We start from the raw sequence: 16,345 nt of genomic DNA on the forward strand, positions 1-16,345 counted from the left end.
GGACCGGCGCGGGCGACGTGCCGTGTCCGCGCGACAGTGGGTGCCCATCGCTACGCTGGCTCTCATGCCTGAAACTGTCGCCGTCGTCACGGACTCCGCGTCGACCCTGCCGCCGGAGCTGGCCAAAAAATGGGGGATCGGCGTGGTGCCGCTCCAGGTGATCGTCGACGGGCGCCCGCAGAACGAGGGCGAACAGATCGGCCCCGACGACGTCCTCGAGGCGCTGACCGCCGGCCGCGAGACCAGCACGTCTCAGCCCTCGGTGGCGGCATTCGTGAGCGCCTTCGCTCAGGCGGCGGCCGGTGGCGCGACCCATGTGGTCGCCGTGCTGATCTCGTCCAAGATGTCCGGCACCGTCAACGGCGCGCGCGCAGCTGCGGCCGCCTCCGCAGTGCCGGTGACAGTGGTGGACTCGCGCACCCTCGCGATGGCGACGGGCTTCGCCGCGGTGGCGGCGGCGGCACTGGCCCGCGACGGTGCGGGCCCGGAGGAGGTGGCCGAGGAGGCTGAGCGCGTCGCGCGCGGCTCCACATGCGTCTTCACCGTCGACACCCTCGACTTTCTGCGCCGCGGGGGACGCGTATCGCCGGCTGTCGCGGCCGTGGGTCGCGTCTTGAGCGTGCGACCGGTGCTCGCCGTCGTGGACGGCGAGGTCGAGGTGGTCGAGCGCGTACGGAGCACACACCGGGCCCGTGCCGCCGTGCTGGCGCGCGCCGAGGCCGCGATCGCGAACATGGAACGCCCCGCATCGGCGGTCATGTCGTTAGGTGCCGGGGACTATGGCAGCCAGGCGGCAGCTGAGCTCGAGGAGCGTCACCCCGAGCTCGCCATGGTGGTGCGCACCTCCGTGAGCGCCGTGCTCGCCGTGCACACGGGACCAGGAACGCTGGCGGCCGTGGTCGCGGATCTGCCCGCTCGAGTGCGCTGACCTGCGTCCCCATCCCGCCGCTGACGTGAGCCTTCCACGGCTCGCACCGCGCTCGCGTTCGCCGGCAGTGGCGCCGACCTAGCGTGATCGCGTGCCCACGTATCCTCCCGACTCGGACGACGACCGCGACGCGCTGGCGCGCCCGCCAGGCAGTGACGTGACCGCACGGTGGGTGGACAGCGCCTCCCGCGTGGCGTCGCGCGCGTATGCCGCCGCATACGGGAGGGAGATCGCCGACGATGCGACCCGGGTGCGATGGCGCTTGGAGCCGCGGGTCGCAGTCACTGCGGCCGTGGCCCTGACGCTGTTGGGGCTCGGGGCGTGGTGGGCGGCCCGCGCCGAGCCTGCCCTGCCGGCCCACGTGCAGACGTCGTCGACCGCGTTGCCGTCGACGCCGGCGGTGTCGTCGGGCGCAGGGGCGACGGTCGAGCCTGACGAACCCGACGTGATCGTGCACGTGAGCGGCGCGGTCGAGGAGCCGGGACTGGTGACCCTCAGCGCCGGCTCGCGCATTGCAGATGCGATCGACCGCGCGGGCGGTGCCGAGCCCGACGCGGACCTGTCGGCAGTGAACCTTGCGCGTCGGCCTCACGATGGTGAGCAGGTCCACGTGCCGGTCGCGGGGGAGGCCCCGGTGGCGGGTGCGCCCGCCGGCCCCGTCGACGTGAACTCCGCGACAGCCGCGCAGCTCGAGGAGCTGCCAGGCATCGGGCCGGTGCTGGCCGAGCGGATCGTCGCCGACCGAGACGAGAACGGGCAGTTCTCGTCGCTCGAGGACCTGGCGCGCGTGAGTGGGGTCGGGGATGCCCTCGTCGCCGGTCTGGCAGACGCCGCCGTCGCGTGAGCACGGTCCATGATGCGCGCCTGGTTCCCGCGGCGGTCCTAGCGTGGGCAGCCGCGCTGGTGTTCACCTCGGGATCGGCGCCGCCGGCCTGGGCCGCGGGCGTGCTGGTCGTCGGGGGCGCGGTCCTGGCGGTGGTGGCCGTGACCTCCGGGTCGCGTGCGGCCGCGTTGCTCGCACTGTTCTGCGCGGTCGTCCTGGCGGTGGGCCTGGTGGCCGTTGCGCAGGGCCACCGGGGTGCGGCTGGCGCGGAGGCCCTCGTGGACGCCGGCGACACCGAGGCGTGGATAGAGGTGGATGGTCAGGCGGCTCCGATGCCGGGATGGGGTGATGAGCGGCGCCACCGCGTGACGGCGTCCGTCTCCGCGTGGCGGCCGCACTGTCGCGAGCCTCCCTCCTGTGCCGCGTGGAATGCTGCCGACGTTCCCGTCGTGGTCTCCGTGGCGGCTCATCCGAGCCGCGGCGAGCGACTGCTGGTGGAGGCGACGTGGGTCGCCTCCGCACGCGGGCCGGAGACGGCAGCGGCATGGGACGCGCGCGTCGTGGACACGGCGGCTCCCACCGCACTCGTCTCGTGGAGGGATCGGTTCGGGCGCGCGACGTCGCTGCTCCACGACGAGTCGCGCGGGCTCGTGCGCGGCATGGTGGTGGGGGACACGTCGAGCATGCCGCCGTCGCAGGTGCAGGACATGCGGGTGGCGGGACTGGCTCATCTGACCGCTGTGTCGGGAGCTCACTTCGCGATCCTGATCATGGCGTGGGGTGCCGTGCTTTCCGCAGTGCGTGCGCCGCGGGTGATGCGCGCTGCGGGAACCCTCGCGGTGGCGGCCACGTTCGCGGCGCTCGTGGGAGCCGAGTCCTCGGTCCTGCGAGCGCTGGGGATGGCCGTCGCCGTCGCGCTCGCGACGGGGTGGGGCCGGCCCGCGCGCGGACTCGCGGCCCTCGGGACGACGGTGATCGTGTTGTTGATCCTCGAGCCCGGGCTGTCGCGTTCGCTCGGCTTCGCGATGTCGGTCATCGCCGTCGCGGCGATCGTCCTGTGGTCGCCCAGAGTGGCGGTCGTACTGGCGCGCGTCGTGACGCCCACTCTCGCCAGGGTCGCGGCCATCCCCATCTCTGCTCAGGCGGCCGTGACGCCGCTGTTGATGGTGATCGAGCCGCGGCTCGGCCCGTACGCGGTCGTCGCGAACCTCGTGGCGGGACTCGCAGTCCTGCCCACCATGCTGGCCGGCGCCGCAACCCTCGTGCTGGCTGCCGTCAGCGTGGACGTCGCGGGAGTGATGGCGATGGCAGCGGGAGCATGCGCGCAGGTGATCGCAGCGGTGGCGCGCGCTGCCTCCACCGCTCCAGGTGCGTGGCTGCCATGGGCGCCAGGGGCCTTCGGAGTGACCTTGACGGTCGCCGTGGCGCTGCTGCTCATCGTCGCCACCACTGCTGCTCACACGGCCCGGCGGGCGGCCGCCGTGGTCGGCGCATGCGCGCTCCTGGGAGTGGGGCTCGGCATCGCCCGCGAGGCGGCGCCGCCCGTGATGGAGGGCTGGGAGATAGCGATGTGTGACGTCGGTCAAGGAGACATGATTCTGCTGCGCTCGGCGCCCGACGCGGCGGTGGTCATCGACACCGGCCCGCCCGGGGGTGGAGCGGCCGCGTGCCTCCGCCGCCACGGAGTGGTGCGTGTGCCGCTGCTGGTGCTCACCCACCCTCACCAGGATCACGACGGCGCCGTCGTGTCGGTGCTGAGCCAGGCGAGCGTCGAGGCCGCGTGGGTGGCCGCCGCCGGTGCGGACGGACCCGCAGCACGCGTGCTCGCGGGAGCCGGGGTGGCCGTCGAGGTGCCCGCGAGTGGCCGCCAGGACCAGGAGGGCGCGGTGCTCCTCACCGTGCTCTCGACCGACCATGAGCGCGAGCACGTCGACAGCAACGATTCGAGCGTGGTGGTGCACGCCTTGGTGGGGGAGACCACAGTGCTCTCTCTCGGCGACCTCGAGGGTCGGGGCCAGCGCGCGCTGACGCAGCGGCTCGGCGCCAGCCTCTCGGTGGACGTCGTGAAGGTGGCGCATCACGGCAGCGCAGATCAGATCCCTGAGCTCGCAGCCCTCATCGACGCGCCCGTCGCGCTCGTCTCGGCTGGCCGCGACAACCCTCATGGGCACCCGACGCCAGAGGCGCTGGCGCTCTACGGCGCCCACGCGCGGGCCGTGCTTCGCACCGATGTCTGCGGGGACATCCATGTCGCCACGGTGGACGGTGCGCTGATGTGGAGCCAGTGTCCGAGCGACGTGGCACGCTAGTGCCATGCCGCCCCGCACCCGCGCAGCAGAGCCGACGTGGCACCGCGCCAAACCCGCCCCGCTCGTACTGGTGAGCGGCCCGGAGTCCCTGCTCGCCGATCGCGCCGTCGAGCAGATCCATCACGCGATGGGGTCGGGCGTCGCGATCACCGCGCTGGATGCAGGGGCGTACTCGCGCGGCGCACTGATCGCTGCCGCCAGCCCGTCGCTCTTCGACGAACCCGGTCTCGTGGTGGTGCGCAATGCGGAGGCCATGAACGACGAGTTCCTTGCGGACTCGCTGGCGTACGTGCAGACTCCTGATCCCGACGTGGTGGTCGTGATCGTGCACGGCGGCGGCGTGCGGGGCAAGCGGCTGCTCGACACCTTGCGCAAGGCGAGCGTCCCGGAGTACACGTGCCCGGCTGTGAAGAAGGACGCCGAGCTCGTGGACTTCGTGCGCGCGGAGTTCGAGCGCGCGCGCCGACCTGTGCAGGCAGCGGTGGCACGGCGCCTGCTCGATGCGGTCGGGGGAGACATCGCCGAGCTCGCGGCCGCGTGCCAGCAGCTCATGAACGATGTCGAGGGCACCGTCGACGAAGAGGCTGTCGGCCGCTACTACGGGACCCGGGTCAACGCGACCGCCTTCGCGGTGGCCGACGCCGCGATCGTGGGGGACGTGCGCCAGGCCATCGCGCTCACGCGCCACGCGCTGTCGTCGGGAGTCGACCCGGTCCCCCTCACCGCCGCGCTTGCTGCCAAGTTGCGCACCCTTGCGAAGGTGGGTGCGGCGCGGGGGAGGAGACTCGACCCCACCAAGGACCTCGGGATCCCTCCGTGGCAGGTCGACCGCGCCCGGCGGGACCTGAGGCACTGGACAGCGGAGACCCTCGGCGAGGCGATCGAGTTGGTCGCCGAGGCTGATGCCGACATCAAGGGCGGCGGGCGCGCACCGCACTTCGCCATGGAACGCGCCGTCCGGCGCGTCGCTCAGCTGGCTGCTGGCTGAGGCTCGACGAGGTGATCTTGACCGCGATCCATGATGATCGCAGGCTCGAAGCCGTGTCCCTGGAAGAACTCGAAGCCCAGTTCGAGGCACCACGCCATGGTGCTCGCGTCCTCGACGCGTTCCGCGATCATCGTGCACCCGTGGCCCCGGCCGGCCGCTGCCAGTTCGGGTCCGCGGGCGGCGAGGTCTCGGACATCGATCTTGACGAAGTCGGCGTGCTCGAGCAGCGCCAACTGCGAAGTGGTGGCCACGAAGTCGTCGATCGCGATCCGGTATCCCTCCTCGCGCAGCGAGCGCAAGCGGCGGCGCAGGGCGTCGTCCGCGAAGGCGGACTCCACGACCTCGATCACTGCCTGGTCCGGTGCGAAGCCGATCCACTCCCGCTCAATGAGGTAGCTGCGAGTGAAGTTGACGAATGCCAACCGGTCGAGGGGCTCCTGGCCGGCCGTGTGGAACGCCGCGGCGACCACATGCTCGGTGGCGCGATCCTGTTGGCGCGCATTCCACAGGTCGACTCGCAGGCCCACGCGACCCGGCGCGCGGAACAGGAGCTCGTACGCGAACAGCTCGCGGTCCGGGGTGAAGATGCCCTGGCGGCCCAGCAGCACGCGGCGGGATGCGCTCGTATGGCGGCCCGATGCGGGCAGGTGCCAGGGTCGCGGCGCGGCCGGGGGGCGTGTCACGTGCTGGACGATATCGACAGGCATGGCAAAAGCCCCGCACGCCGCTACGGCGCGTCGGGGCTCTTGACGCAGATCGTCGCTAGAGAGCGGCGATCTTCTTGGCCAGGGACGACTTGCGGTTCGCCGCCTGGTTCTGGTGGATCACGCCCTTCGACGCGGCCTTGTCGAGCTTGACCGAGGCGCTCTTCAGCGCGGTCTCGGCGGCGGTCTTATCGCCTGCGGCGACGGCCTCGCGCACGCGACGCACGTGGGTCTTGAGCTCCGACTTCACGGCGACGTTGCGCTGGCGCGACTTCTCGTTCGTGCCGATCCGCTTGATCTTCGACTTGATATTTGCCACGACGGTCCTTTAACGATGAGGGTGGAAAAAGTGGAATGGAGCACGAGACGCGCTCACACACGGCTTCCTATGCTACCAGTGATGCAGCGCTGAAAGCGAACGGGCGACGTCGTCGAATGTCCGGCGAGCCAGCATCGCGCCTTCGCGCCGCACGTCCCCGGGGTCGACACGAACGATCCTATCGAGTCGCACGGAGGACGGTCGCCGTTGAGCATCCCACGCCCCCGCACCGATCCTGAGCCAGTGACGCCCGCGGGCGGCTTCCTGCGCGGAGTCGGCGGAGTGCTCGTTGCTCGACAGCTGGAGGCCCAGCAGCCACGGGTCGTCGCGCCCGATCAGCAGCACGGGTCGGTCCTTGCCGCGCGCGTGGTCCTCTTCGAACGGGACCCACGTCCATACGACCTCACCAGGGTCGGGCCGGCCGTCGTGAGCGGGGGCGTATCGCACGTCCACACGTCCGGTGAAATCGCCGGGGTACGGGGAGCGGGTGTCGCGCTTGGTGCGCGTGCGCGTGCTCGTGCTGCGGCGCGCCGCGGAGTCGTCGCTCCGCTGGTGGCGCTGCACCAGCCACAGCGCGGCGATGATCGCCAGCGTGGCGAGGATGATGATGGGCTGCACGGTCGCGTCTCAGCCAACGGGGGCGGGCAGCGGCGCGGCTGCGCACACCTCCCGCGCAACCTCTCCCGCAGGCGCGGGGTACCCGAACAGGAACCCCTGTCCAAGCTTCCAACCGTGAGCGAGTGCCTGGCGGTACTGCGCCTCGGTCTCGATGCCCTCGATCACGCCGTACATATGAAGACTGTCGACCAGCGTCGCGACCGCCGTCGAGATGCGATCGCCCGTGGATCGGTCCCCCAGGCGCAGCGTGAACTCCCGCGCGAGCTTGAGCCCGGCGACGGGGTTCTGGAGCACGGAGGACAGCGCGGAGTAGCCCGTGCCGAAGTCATCGATGATGAGGTCGATGCCCATCTCGGTCAACGCCGACATGTCCGCGTGCGCATCCTGTGTCGCGAGCAGCATCCCGGACTCGGTGATCTCGAGCGCCAGCCGCGACGGATCCACGCCCGTGGCGTCGAGCGCCGATCGCACCACGCGGGTGAGGTCTGCGCCGCCGATCTGCCGAGTCGACACGTTCACGAGCACCCGACCGCGGTACTCCGGCGTCGCCGCGATGAAGCGGCACGCCTCATGGATCACATACGCTCCGAGCGGCACCACGAGGTTCGTGTCTTCGCTGATCTCGATGAAGTACTGGGGCAGCAGCAGTCCTCGAGTGGGGTGGTCCCACCGCACCAGGGCCTCGAGCGCCACGGTCTCGCGGGTCTCGAGATCCACGATCGGCTGATAGTGCACGACCAGCTCTTCCTTGCGGATCGCCGTCCTCAGCTCGGCCTCGATCGACAGTCGCACCAGTGCGTTCTCCCGCAGGTTCGCGCTGAACACCTCGATCCGGTTGCGACCGCTCAGCTTCGCGTGAGACATGGCGGTGTCCGCGTTGCGCAGCAGCGAGTCGGCGGTGACGCGAGGCTCGGCGAGCGCAAGCCCGGCGCTCATGGTCGGCACCACCTCGTGGCCCTCCACGACGAACGGCGCCTGCACGGCCGCAGAGACGGCAGCGAGCACGATCTCCGCCGATTCCTGGGTCGGGACGTCCTCGAGGAGCACCACGAACTCGTCTCCTCCCAGGCGGGCCACGGTGTCTCCCGGTCGCACGGCGCGCTGGATGCGGCGCGCGATCTCCACGAGCAGGGTGTCGCCGGCCTCGTGCCCCAACGAGTCGTTGATGAGCTTGAAGTGGTCGACGTCGAGGAACAGGCAGGCCACCGTGGTGTCGCGCTCGCGGTGAGCGTCCAGAGAGCTCGCGAGACGATCGAGCACCAGCGCGCGGTTGGGCAGCCCGGTCAGCGAATCGTGGAGTGTGCGCCTGGACAGGAGCTCCTTGGCTCGACGCGCCTCGGTGACATCCTCGACCTGTGCGATGTATCGCGCGGTCCCGTGCGTGTCCACGACCCGCGACACTGTTGAACGCGTCCAGATCACGTCGCCCGAGCGATGCAGAATCCGCTTGCTCAGCTGGTATGACGGATTGACCCCCGCGACGAGCTGAGCGGAGAGCTCGCGCTCCCGCGCCTGGTCCTCGGGGTGGGTGAGCATCTCGGCGCGCTTGCCGAGCAGCGCGGAGTCTGCGTGGCCAAAGAGACGGGTGAACGCGCGATTGACCGACACCACCTTGCCCTCGGCATCGGCGACGAGCATGCCGATCGGTGAGTGGTCGAACGTGTGGTCGAACATCGCTTCGTGGTGCGCCATCCCGTGCCCCCTTGTGTCACGGTCATGACGGCGGACAACTCCCGCCGTCATCAGGCTTTATCGGCACGAACGCGGAACGCATGAGTCCGCGCCCGGGCATGGGAGGATGGGGGCTCCGCATCAGTCGACCTGAGGAACTGCCACCACCGTGACCACCGACGATTCCCGCATCGTGCCTGCAGCGACCGCGCCGGAGCTTCTTCGGAACTTCTGCATCATCGCGCACATCGACCACGGCAAGTCGACTCTCGCCGACCGCATGCTCGGCATCACGGGCGTGCTCGAGGAGCGTCTGCAGAAGGCGCAGTACCTCGATCGCATGGACATCGAGCGCGAGCGCGGCATCACCATCAAGTCGCAGGCCGTGCGGATGCCGTGGCACGTGGAGGGCGAGCCGTTCGCGCTCAACATGATCGACACCCCCGGTCACGTGGACTTCACGTACGAGGTGTCGCGGTCACTCGCCGCGTGCGAGGGCGCGGTGCTGCTGGTCGACGCCGCCCAGGGCATCGAGGCACAGACTCTCGCGAACCTGTATCTCGCGATGGAGAACGATCTCACCATCATCCCGGTGCTCAACAAGATCGACCTGCCTTCTGCGGACCCGGACCGCTATGCGGCCGAGCTCGCTCAGCTCATCGGCTGCGAGGTCGATGACGTGCTGCGTGTCAGCGGCAAGACGGGCGAGGGCGTCTCCGAACTGCTCGACCGCGTGGTGCGGGACATCCCGCCGCCCGTGGGCGACCCGGACGCCCCCACCCGCGCGATGATCTTCGACTCGGTCTACGACTCGTATCGCGGCGTCGTCACCTACGTGCGCGTGGTCGACGGGGACCTCAAGCCGCGCGAGAAGATCGCGATGATGTCCACGCTCGCCACGCACGACCTGCTGGAGATCGGGGTGATCTCTCCGGAGCCCACTGCCACGCAGGGACTCGGCGTCGGCGAGGTGGGGTACCTCATCACCGGGGTGAAGGACGTGCGCCTGTCCAAGGTGGGAGACACCGTGACGCGCGCGAAGGGCCGTGCCGAGCAGTCGCTGGGCGGCTACCGCGACCCCAGGCCGATGGTGTACTCGGGCCTGTTCCCGCTCGACGGCTCCGACTTCCCGGTGCTGCGCGACGCTCTGGACAAGCTCCAGCTCAATGACGCGTCGCTCGTCTACGAACCAGAGAGCTCCGTGGCGCTGGGATTCGGCTTCCGCTGTGGCTACCTGGGGCTGCTCCACCTCGAGATCGTGCGCGACCGCCTGGAGCGCGAGTTCGGCATCGACCTCATCTCCACCGCGCCCAACGTGGTCTACACCGTGAAGATGGAGGATGGCTCGGAGGTGACGGTGACCAACCCGTCCGAGTTCCCCGGCGGCAAGATCGCCGAGGTCCGCGAGCCCATCGTGAAGGCCACCATCCTCGTCCCGAGCGAGTTCATCGGCTCGGTCATGGAGCTGTGCCAGGAGCGCCGCGGTCAGATCGGCACCATGAACTACATCAGCGAGACCCGCGTCGAGATGCACTACACGCTGCCGCTCGCGGAGATCGTGTTCGACTTCTTCGACCAGTTGAAGTCCCGCACCAAGGGCTACGCGAGCCTCGACTACGAGCCCGCCGGTGACGAGGCCTCCGACCTGGTCAAGGTCGACATCCTGCTTCAGGGCGAGCAGGTGGACGCGTTCAGCGCGATTGTGCACAAGGACGCGGCGTACGCGTACGGCGTGTCCATGGTGGGCAAACTCAGGAACCTCATCGATCGCCAGCAGTTCGAGATCCCCATTCAGGCCGCCGTCGGCGCGCGGATCATCGCGCGCGAGACCATTCGCGCCATCCGCAAGGACGTGCTGGCCAAGTGCTACGGCGGCGACATCTCCCGCAAGCGCAAGCTGCTCGAGAAGCAGAAGGCGGGCAAGAAGCGCATGAAGAACATCGGATCCGTCGAGGTCCCGCCCGAGGCCTTCATCGCGGCGCTGTCCACGTCCGACGACGGCTCCTCCAAGGGGAAGAAAAAGTAGGCGTGACCCGCGGCTGTGCGGTGCTCGACAGGCCGATGCGCGACTTCGGCGTCTACATCCATGTGCCGTTCTGCGCGGTCAGGTGCGGGTACTGCGACTTCAACACCTACGCTCCCGGCGAGAGCGAGTTCTCCTCGCGCGCCGATTACGTGGGCGCGGCCCTGGCTGAGATGGCCGTGGCGCGCCGAGCGATGGAGGGTGACGACCGCCCAGCCCGCACGGTGTTCGTCGGCGGTGGCACCCCGACCATGCTCGATCCGGGGGCGCTGTCCGCCCTGCTCGACGGGGTTCGTGACGCGTGGGGCCTGGCCGCTGATGCCGAAGTGACCACGGAGGCCAACCCGGACTCGGTGACGCGCGAGTCCTTGTCAGCCCTCGCATCGGCCGGCTTCACGCGCGTGTCGTTCGGAATGCAGTCCGCCGTGCCGCACGTGCTCGCGACGCTCGATCGCACCCATCGGCCCGAGAACGTGGAGCGCGCCGTGACCTGGGCGAAGGAGGCCGGGCTCGCGACCAGCCTCGACCTCATCTACGGCACCCCGGGAGAGTCGCTCGCGGATTGGGAGGCGAGCCTCGACGCCGCGATCGCGCTCGAACCCGACCACGTCAGCGCCTACGCACTGGTGATCGAGCCCGGCACGCGCATGGGCCTGCAGCTGCGCCGGGGCGAGATCGAGGCGGTCGACCTGGACACGCAGGCGGACATGTACGAGACGGCCGATGCGCGTCTCGCCCAGGCGGGCTACGCCTGGTACGAGGTCTCCAACTGGGCGCGCACCCCGGGCGACGCGTGCCGGCACAACATCGCGTACTGGACGAGCCAGGACTGGTGGGGGATCGGCCCGGGCGCGCACAGCTACCTCGGCCCGCGCATCGGCCCGGACGGCGCGGCGGTGGACGCCGAGCGCTGGTGGAACGTCAAGCTCCCCCGCGTCTACGCGCAGCGCCTCGATGCAGGGGAGAGCCCCGAGGCGGAGCGTGAGCCGCTCACCCCTGCTGACCTCTCTCTCGAGGCCGTGATGCTGAGGCTGCGATTGGCGCAGGGGATGCCCATCGAGGATCTCCCAGACCCCCGCCCTCAGGCGGTCGCTGCGCTCGTCGCCGACGGGGTCCTCGACGGCCGGGCGGCCATCGGGGGAGCGCTGCGTCTCACGCTGCGGGGACGGTTGCTGGCGGACGCCGCGGTGCGCGCGCTCACCTGAGCGCGCGCACCAGGACGTCGAGCGCTAGCGGATGAACCGGATGGTCAGGCCGATCCGGTAGTACTCGCCGTTGTTGGCCTTGACTCCCGCGATGATCGAGATCACGAACGCGTACAGGCCGTACGCGAGCCACGCCGGAAGGGTGAGCAGGAAGCCGAAGCCCAGCGTCACGAGCCCGAGCACGAAGGCGGCGATCCCCGTCACCAGCAGGGTGAGCTGCAGGTTGAGGTTCTGCTTCCCGTGGAAGTCGACCAGGGCGCTGCGCTCGCGGTACAGCAGCCACACGATCAACGGGGCGATGAAGCTCAGGAAGCCGGCGCTCAACAGCGCGGCCACTGCGGCGATGATGTGGACCAGCATGGCCCACGTGCGCGCCTCCGACTCGAGCATGGGCGGCGCAGGGGAGGGCGTGTGTGGGGCCTGCGGTGGGTCGTTGGGGTAGGTGTTCTCGCTCATGACCCCAGGGTCCCAGAGACGGCAAGGGCCCGTCATCGGCCTCGTGACCGATGACGGGCCCTGAACATCCTCGGGGTAAGACCCTGAGGGCTGCTCCGTGGTGCCTCTACCCGTGTGCTGCTAGTTCACAGCCCTTACTTCACCAAGCGAATGGCGAACGGGTAGCGGTAGTTCTCGAGCTTGTTCGCGGCGACGCCGCCGAGGATCTGGAAGATCAGCGCGCCGATCCACACGAGGAACGGCAGGAAGAACAGGATGCCGAACGTCACGGCCATCAGGATGTACGAGACCACGTACGCGATCGCGACGGTGATGTTGAAGTTCAGCGCCTCCTTGCCCTGGTCGTTCAGAAACGCGCTGCGCTCGCGGTAGATCAGCCAGAAGATCAGGGGGCCGATGAAGCCCAGGACGATCGCCGACAGGTGCGTCAGCAGGCCCATCGTCTTCTCGTCCGACTGTGACACCGGCTGACCGCCGGTGGGCTGACCGCCCTGCGGCTGTCCGCTGTTGTGGGGCTGCTCGGGGGGTGGGGGAGTCGTGCTGTCAGTCATGCTTGTCTCACCACTTTAATCTCGTAGGGGTACGTCGCTGGCAGTCCTCGTCGCACGGAGCGGAAGGCCTGAAAGCTGAGCGCGACCGCGACGATGAGGACCACCAACTGAGACAATGTACCGAGAAACGCCAGTAAAGGCACGAGTTCTCGTACGAGCGTCGCGACCAAGAACCCTGCCAGTACCAGGAATCCGAAGTTTGTCGCGGTTGCGGCCTCGCGCGCCGCCCAGGGCTCGCGCCTGCGCCGCATCAGATAGACGATGCCTGGGACCAGTGGCCCCGCCATCGCTCCCAGGTGCGCCACGCTCGCCAGTGCCGCGTCGCGGCCCGGCGGGGCGTCGCTGTCAGGTCCCCGGTTCATGGGGGCCACGCTACCGCTCGGCGGTCCGCGTTAGAATTAGCACTCGTCCGGGTCGAGTGCCAGTACGTCGAGTCCACACGGGAGGTGTCGCGTGAGCGAGGAACGCAGGCGAGCGATCCTTCACGCCATCGTGGAGGACTATGTCTCGACCTCGGTGCCCGTGGGGTCGAAGGCGCTGGCAGAGTCGCATGTGCTGGGCGTGTCGCCCGCGACGATCCGCAACGACATGGCGGCCCTCGAGGAGGAGGGGCTCATCGCGCAGCCCCACACGAGCGCAGGGCGCATCCCCACCGATGCCGGCTACCGCTCGTTCGTCGACCACCTCGCCGCATCGGCGCTGCAGGATCCCCACAAGCGCGCGATCCAGACCTTTCTTTCCGATGCCGTCGACCTCAACGACGTGGTCGAGCGTTCGGTTCGGCTGCTCAGCCAGCTCACACGCCAGGTCGCCGTGGTGCAGTACCCGAGCCTGCGCGAATCCGCGGTCCGTCGGGTGGAGCTCGTGCGGATCGGCACCGAGCGCGCCCTCGTCGTCGTGGTGTCGGCCGATGCGCGGGTCGAGCAGTCCGCAGTGTCGCTGGGAGGCGAGAGATCCGACGAGGAGTTCGAGCGCGTCGCGCGCGAGCTCAACGAGGCGTCCGTGGGGCACACCCCGGCGGCGCTGCAGCGCTCGCTCGACGCCTGGGTCGACCGGCCTGATCAGGTCGGATGGGCGCGCGACGTGGCCGATGCGGTGGTGACGGCGGCGCGCGGCGGCACCGTCGAGCGAGTGGTCTTCGCGGGCGCGGCGAACCTGGCCCGCGCGGGCGCCGACTTCGAATCCGACGCCATCGGCTCGGTTCTCGATGCCCTTGAGGAACAAGTAGTGCTGCTCCGGCTGTTGCACGAGATGGCTGCAGACGGTCGGGACATCGCCGTGCGCATCGGCGCCGAGACCAAGAACGAGGCGCTGGCGCGGACGTCGATCGTCGCGGCGGGGTACGGACCGGGCGGGGACGCGACGTCCCTGCTGGGCGCGCTGGGCCCCACCCGCATGGATTATCCGGGGACGATGGTCGCTGTTCGCGCCGTCGCCCGCTACCTATCGAGAGTCGTGGAGAACGAGTGAAGGACTACTACGCCACCCTGGGCGTCTCACGAGACGCCTCCGAGGCAGACATCAAGAAGGCTTACCGCAAGCTCGCGCGCGAGCATCACCCGGACGTCGCGGGACCCGACGGGGGCGACCACTTCAAGAACGTGGCCGCGGCGTACGAGGTGCTCGGCAACGCCGACAAGCGCGCCCAGTACGACCGCGGCGTCGACCCACGCGCAGCCTCTGGCGGCCAGGGGGGTGCCCAGGGCTACGGCTTCGAGGACATCTTCGAGCAGTTCTTCGGCGGCTCCGGCAGCCCGTTCGGCGGCGCGCAGCAGCGCGGGCCCGCGTCGCGGACCCAGCGCGGCGGCGACACCCTGGTGCAGACGTCCATATCGCTCGAGGAGGCGGTGTTCGGCGCGAAGCGCGAGATCCAGGTGGATCTCGCGGACACCTGCGAGACGTGCCGAGGCACCTGCTGCGCACCGGGGACGTCGCCCGAGACCTGCCGGCAGTGCAACGGCGCGGGCATGATCCAGCGCACCGCGCGGTCCCTGCTGGGGCCCGTGATGACCACCTCGCCGTGCCCCGGCTGCGGTGGCTACGGCACGATCATCCGCCAGCCGTGCGCCGACTGCTCGGGCCAGGGCCGCACCCACTCGCGCCACACGATCTCTGTCGACATCCCTGCCGGCGTGGAGACGGGCACTCGCATCCGCCTGCCCAACCGCGGAGACGCGGGCGTGGGCGGCGGCAGCAAGGGCGATCTGTACATCGAGATCCGTGAGCAGCAGCACCCAACGTTCGAGCGGCGCGGCGACGACCTGCACTGCACGGTCGAGGTGCCGATGACCGCGGCCGCCCTGGGCGCGACCATGGGTGTGGACACCTTCGACGGGGAGCAGCAGATCGACGTGCGCCCCGGCACCCATGCGGGCTCCACGGTGCGGTTGCGGGGACTCGGCGTGGGACGCCTCCAGCGTGGCAGCAGGGGAGACCTGTTCGTTCACCTCGACATCCAGACTCCGTCCGAACTGGACGACGAGCAGCGCGAACTGATGCGCCAACTCGCCGTGATGCGCGGCGAGGAGCTGCCGGAGGCGACGCTCGCGCCCATCGGCGGCGGGGTGTTCTCGAGGCTGCGTGACGCGTTCAAGGTGCGCTGACGCGCCCGTGAGCGCACCGGTCTTCCTGAGCGACGGTGCGGCCGATGCGCGCCCGGGCGGCGTCATCGCCGTCACCGGCGACGAGGCTCGGCATGCGGTGACGGTGCAGCGCCGTGCGGTCGGCGAGGCCATCGAGGTGGTCGACGGCGCCGGCCAGCGCGCGACCGGTGAGATCGTGGAGGCCGGCCCCGACAGGATGCTGGTGCGGGTGGAGCGGGTGTCGCGCGACGACGATCCCGCCGTGGTGCTGGTCCAGGCGCTCGCCAAGGGCGGCCGGGACGAGCAGGCCGTCGAATCCTCGGTCGAGCTGGGCGCGACCCGGATCGTGCCGTGGGCGGCCTCCCGCAGCATCGTCCAGTGGCGAGGGCCGAAGGCGGACAAGGCGCGCGCCAAGTGGCAGTCTCTCGCAGCCGCTGCGACCAAGCAGTCCCGCCGCGCCCTGCTCCCCGCCGTCGATCCCTTGGTGACGACGGCGGAGCTCGTGCGCCGCGTGCGAGAGGCGGTGGCGGACGGGGACCGGGTGCTGGTGCTGCACGAGTCCGCGACCAGGGGCCTTGCGACGCTGACGTGGGACGAGTCGCCGGGTGCGGTGTGGCTCGTCGTGGGCCCCGAGGGCGGCATCTCGGACGACGAGCTCGCGGCGCTCGCCGACTCGGGCGCCGAAGTGGTGGTGCTCGGACCGCACGTGCTGCGCGCATCCACCGCCGGTCCGGCGGCGATGGCGGCGCTCGCGGTGGCGCGCGGGCACTGGTCCACCACCGGCGCGGCTGACGACCCTGCCGACGGGGGCATACGCTAGCCATATGAGTGACGACTGCCTGTTCTGCAAGATCATCGTCGGTGACATCCCCGGCGACATGGTGCTGGAGACCGAGCGCGTGGTGGCCTTCCGCGATATCGCTCCCAAGGCCCCGGTGCACGTGCTCGTGGTGCCACGCGCCCATGTCAAGGATGTCGCCGCAGCGGCGCGCGAGATACCCGAGGACCTCGCGGAGATGGCGCAGGTCGCGCAGCAGGTCGCGGACGCGGAGTGCGGCGGCCAGTACCGATGGATCTTCAACACGGGCTCGCGGGCAGGTCAGAGCGTGTTCCACGTGCACGGCCACGTCATCGGCGGCGGCGAGCTCGAGTGGAATCCCGCGTGAGC

The 16,345-nt window shown here is 70.1% G+C and carries 17 protein-coding genes; 10 read left to right on the plus strand and 7 right to left on the minus strand.

Translation table 11 applies throughout. The features are described from left to right. The first annotated feature begins 64 nt into the window (after nucleotides 1-64). The 4 genes from ACNI14_RS11600 (at nucleotide 65) to holA (ending at nucleotide 5,048) form a co-directional block, all read left to right on the plus strand. On the plus strand, nucleotides 65-928 hold the full coding sequence (locus ACNI14_RS11600) for a DegV family protein (RefSeq protein ID WP_420520203.1): 864 nt from the start codon (nucleotides 65-67) through the stop codon (nucleotides 926-928). A gap of 91 nt (nucleotides 929-1,019) precedes the next feature. Continuing rightward, the gene (locus tag ACNI14_RS11605) at nucleotides 1,020-1,772 is read left to right on the plus strand and encodes a helix-hairpin-helix domain-containing protein (RefSeq protein ID WP_420520204.1); all 753 of its coding nucleotides are present in this window, start codon (nucleotides 1,020-1,022) and stop codon (nucleotides 1,770-1,772) included. After that, complete coding sequence (locus ACNI14_RS11610; RefSeq protein WP_420520205.1) at nucleotides 1,769-4,060, plus strand: ComEC/Rec2 family competence protein; 2,292 nt, start codon at nucleotides 1,769-1,771, stop codon at nucleotides 4,058-4,060. The genes ACNI14_RS11605 and ACNI14_RS11610 overlap by 4 nt, the downstream gene beginning before the upstream one ends. Nucleotides 4,061-4,064: 4 nt before the next feature. Next, on the plus strand, nucleotides 4,065-5,048 hold the full coding sequence (holA, locus tag ACNI14_RS11615) for a DNA polymerase III subunit delta (protein ID WP_420520206.1): 984 nt from the start codon (nucleotides 4,065-4,067) through the stop codon (nucleotides 5,046-5,048). Here holA and ACNI14_RS11620 read toward each other — a convergent pair. The 4 genes from ACNI14_RS11620 to ACNI14_RS11635 all read right to left on the minus strand — a co-directional run bounded on the left by ACNI14_RS11620 (nucleotide 5,030) and on the right by ACNI14_RS11635 (nucleotide 8,381). After that, a complete protein-coding gene (locus ACNI14_RS11620; protein ID WP_420520207.1) occupies nucleotides 5,030-5,731 on the minus strand; it encodes an EAL domain-containing protein in 702 nt (233 codons plus the stop codon). The genes holA and ACNI14_RS11620 overlap by 19 nt on opposite strands. A gap of 79 nt (nucleotides 5,732-5,810) precedes the next feature. Next, nucleotides 5,811-6,071: a 30S ribosomal protein S20 gene (gene rpsT / locus ACNI14_RS11625; RefSeq protein WP_420520208.1), complete on the minus strand. Its 261-nt coding sequence runs from the start codon at nucleotides 6,069-6,071 to the stop codon at nucleotides 5,811-5,813. Nucleotides 6,072-6,143: 72 nt separating this feature from the next. After that, nucleotides 6,144-6,689, minus strand: a complete 546-nt coding sequence (locus ACNI14_RS11630; protein WP_420520209.1) for a type II toxin-antitoxin system PemK/MazF family toxin — start codon at nucleotides 6,687-6,689, stop codon at nucleotides 6,144-6,146. A gap of 9 nt (nucleotides 6,690-6,698) precedes the next feature. Then, the gene (locus tag ACNI14_RS11635) at nucleotides 6,699-8,381 is read right to left on the minus strand and encodes a putative bifunctional diguanylate cyclase/phosphodiesterase (RefSeq protein ID WP_420520210.1); all 1,683 of its coding nucleotides are present in this window, start codon (nucleotides 8,379-8,381) and stop codon (nucleotides 6,699-6,701) included. Nucleotides 8,382-8,529: 148 nt separating this feature from the next. Here ACNI14_RS11635 and lepA point away from each other — a divergent pair, with 148 nt between their 5' ends. Next, nucleotides 8,530-10,386 (plus strand): translation elongation factor 4, encoded by a 1,857-nt coding sequence (gene lepA / locus ACNI14_RS11640; protein WP_420520211.1) that lies wholly within the window; start codon nucleotides 8,530-8,532, stop codon nucleotides 10,384-10,386. A 35-nt stretch (nucleotides 10,387-10,421) separates the two neighbouring features. After that, nucleotides 10,422-11,588: a radical SAM family heme chaperone HemW gene (hemW, locus tag ACNI14_RS11645; protein ID WP_420520339.1), complete on the plus strand. Its 1,167-nt coding sequence runs from the start codon at nucleotides 10,422-10,424 to the stop codon at nucleotides 11,586-11,588. A 24-nt stretch (nucleotides 11,589-11,612) separates the two neighbouring features. On the opposite strand, the gene ACNI14_RS11650 is transcribed toward hemW, so the two are convergent. The 3 genes from ACNI14_RS11650 to ACNI14_RS11660 form a co-directional block, all read right to left on the minus strand. After that, the gene (locus ACNI14_RS11650) at nucleotides 11,613-12,044 is read right to left on the minus strand and encodes a DUF4870 domain-containing protein (RefSeq protein ID WP_420520212.1); all 432 of its coding nucleotides are present in this window, start codon (nucleotides 12,042-12,044) and stop codon (nucleotides 11,613-11,615) included. A gap of 134 nt (nucleotides 12,045-12,178) precedes the next feature. Beyond that, entirely contained in the window at nucleotides 12,179-12,595 is a 417-nt protein-coding gene (locus ACNI14_RS11655; protein ID WP_420520213.1) for a DUF4870 domain-containing protein, read from the minus strand. Then, nucleotides 12,592-12,957: a DUF4870 domain-containing protein gene (locus tag ACNI14_RS11660; RefSeq protein ID WP_420520214.1), complete on the minus strand. Its 366-nt coding sequence runs from the start codon at nucleotides 12,955-12,957 to the stop codon at nucleotides 12,592-12,594. Before ACNI14_RS11660 ends, ACNI14_RS11655 begins: the two co-directional genes overlap by 4 nt. A gap of 91 nt (nucleotides 12,958-13,048) precedes the next feature. Here ACNI14_RS11660 and hrcA point away from each other — a divergent pair, with 91 nt between their 5' ends. The 4 genes from hrcA to ACNI14_RS11680 are packed head-to-tail and all read left to right on the plus strand — an operon-like array spanning nucleotide 13,049 to nucleotide 16,343. Further along, entirely contained in the window at nucleotides 13,049-14,065 is a 1,017-nt protein-coding gene (gene hrcA, locus ACNI14_RS11665; RefSeq protein WP_420520215.1) for a heat-inducible transcriptional repressor HrcA, read from the plus strand. Further along, nucleotides 14,062-15,198 carry a molecular chaperone DnaJ gene (gene dnaJ / locus ACNI14_RS11670; protein ID WP_420520216.1) on the plus strand — a complete coding sequence of 379 codons (1,137 nt, stop codon included), beginning with the start codon at nucleotides 14,062-14,064 and terminating at the stop codon, nucleotides 15,196-15,198. The genes hrcA and dnaJ overlap by 4 nt, the downstream gene beginning before the upstream one ends. Nucleotides 15,199-15,205: 7 nt before the next feature. Beyond that, nucleotides 15,206-15,997 (plus strand): 16S rRNA (uracil(1498)-N(3))-methyltransferase, encoded by a 792-nt coding sequence (locus tag ACNI14_RS11675; RefSeq protein WP_420520217.1) that lies wholly within the window; start codon nucleotides 15,206-15,208, stop codon nucleotides 15,995-15,997. 4 nt (nucleotides 15,998-16,001) lie between these two features. After that, nucleotides 16,002-16,343, plus strand: coding sequence for an HIT domain-containing protein (locus ACNI14_RS11680; protein ID WP_420520218.1), 342 nt, complete (start codon nucleotides 16,002-16,004; stop codon nucleotides 16,341-16,343). Nucleotides 16,344-16,345: the final 2 nt, after the last annotated feature.

Source organism: Demequina pilifera, from assembly GCF_048814985.1.
Lineage (GTDB): Bacteria > Actinomycetota > Actinomycetes > Actinomycetales > Demequinaceae > Demequina.

Excerpts from the sequence above, each read along its gene's own strand:
- holA (WP_420520206.1), top strand. The coding sequence starts at position 4,065 with ATGCCGCCCCGCACCCGCGCAGCAGAGCCGACGTGGCACCGCGCCAAA.
- ACNI14_RS11600 (WP_420520203.1), top strand. The coding sequence starts at position 65 with ATGCCTGAAACTGTCGCCGTCGTCACGGACTCCGCGTCGACCCTGCCG.
- ACNI14_RS11680 (WP_420520218.1), top strand. The coding sequence starts at position 16,002 with ATGAGTGACGACTGCCTGTTCTGCAAGATCATCGTCGGTGACATCCCC.
- ACNI14_RS11650 (WP_420520212.1), bottom strand. The coding sequence starts at position 12,044 with ATGAGCGAGAACACCTACCCCAACGACCCACCGCAGGCCCCACACACG.
- hemW (WP_420520339.1), top strand. The coding sequence starts at position 10,422 with ATGCGCGACTTCGGCGTCTACATCCATGTGCCGTTCTGCGCGGTCAGG.
- ACNI14_RS11660 (WP_420520214.1), bottom strand. The coding sequence starts at position 12,957 with ATGAACCGGGGACCTGACAGCGACGCCCCGCCGGGCCGCGACGCGGCA.
- ACNI14_RS11635 (WP_420520210.1), bottom strand. The coding sequence starts at position 8,381 with ATGGCGCACCACGAAGCGATGTTCGACCACACGTTCGACCACTCACCG.
- ACNI14_RS11655 (WP_420520213.1), bottom strand. The coding sequence starts at position 12,595 with ATGACTGACAGCACGACTCCCCCACCCCCCGAGCAGCCCCACAACAGC.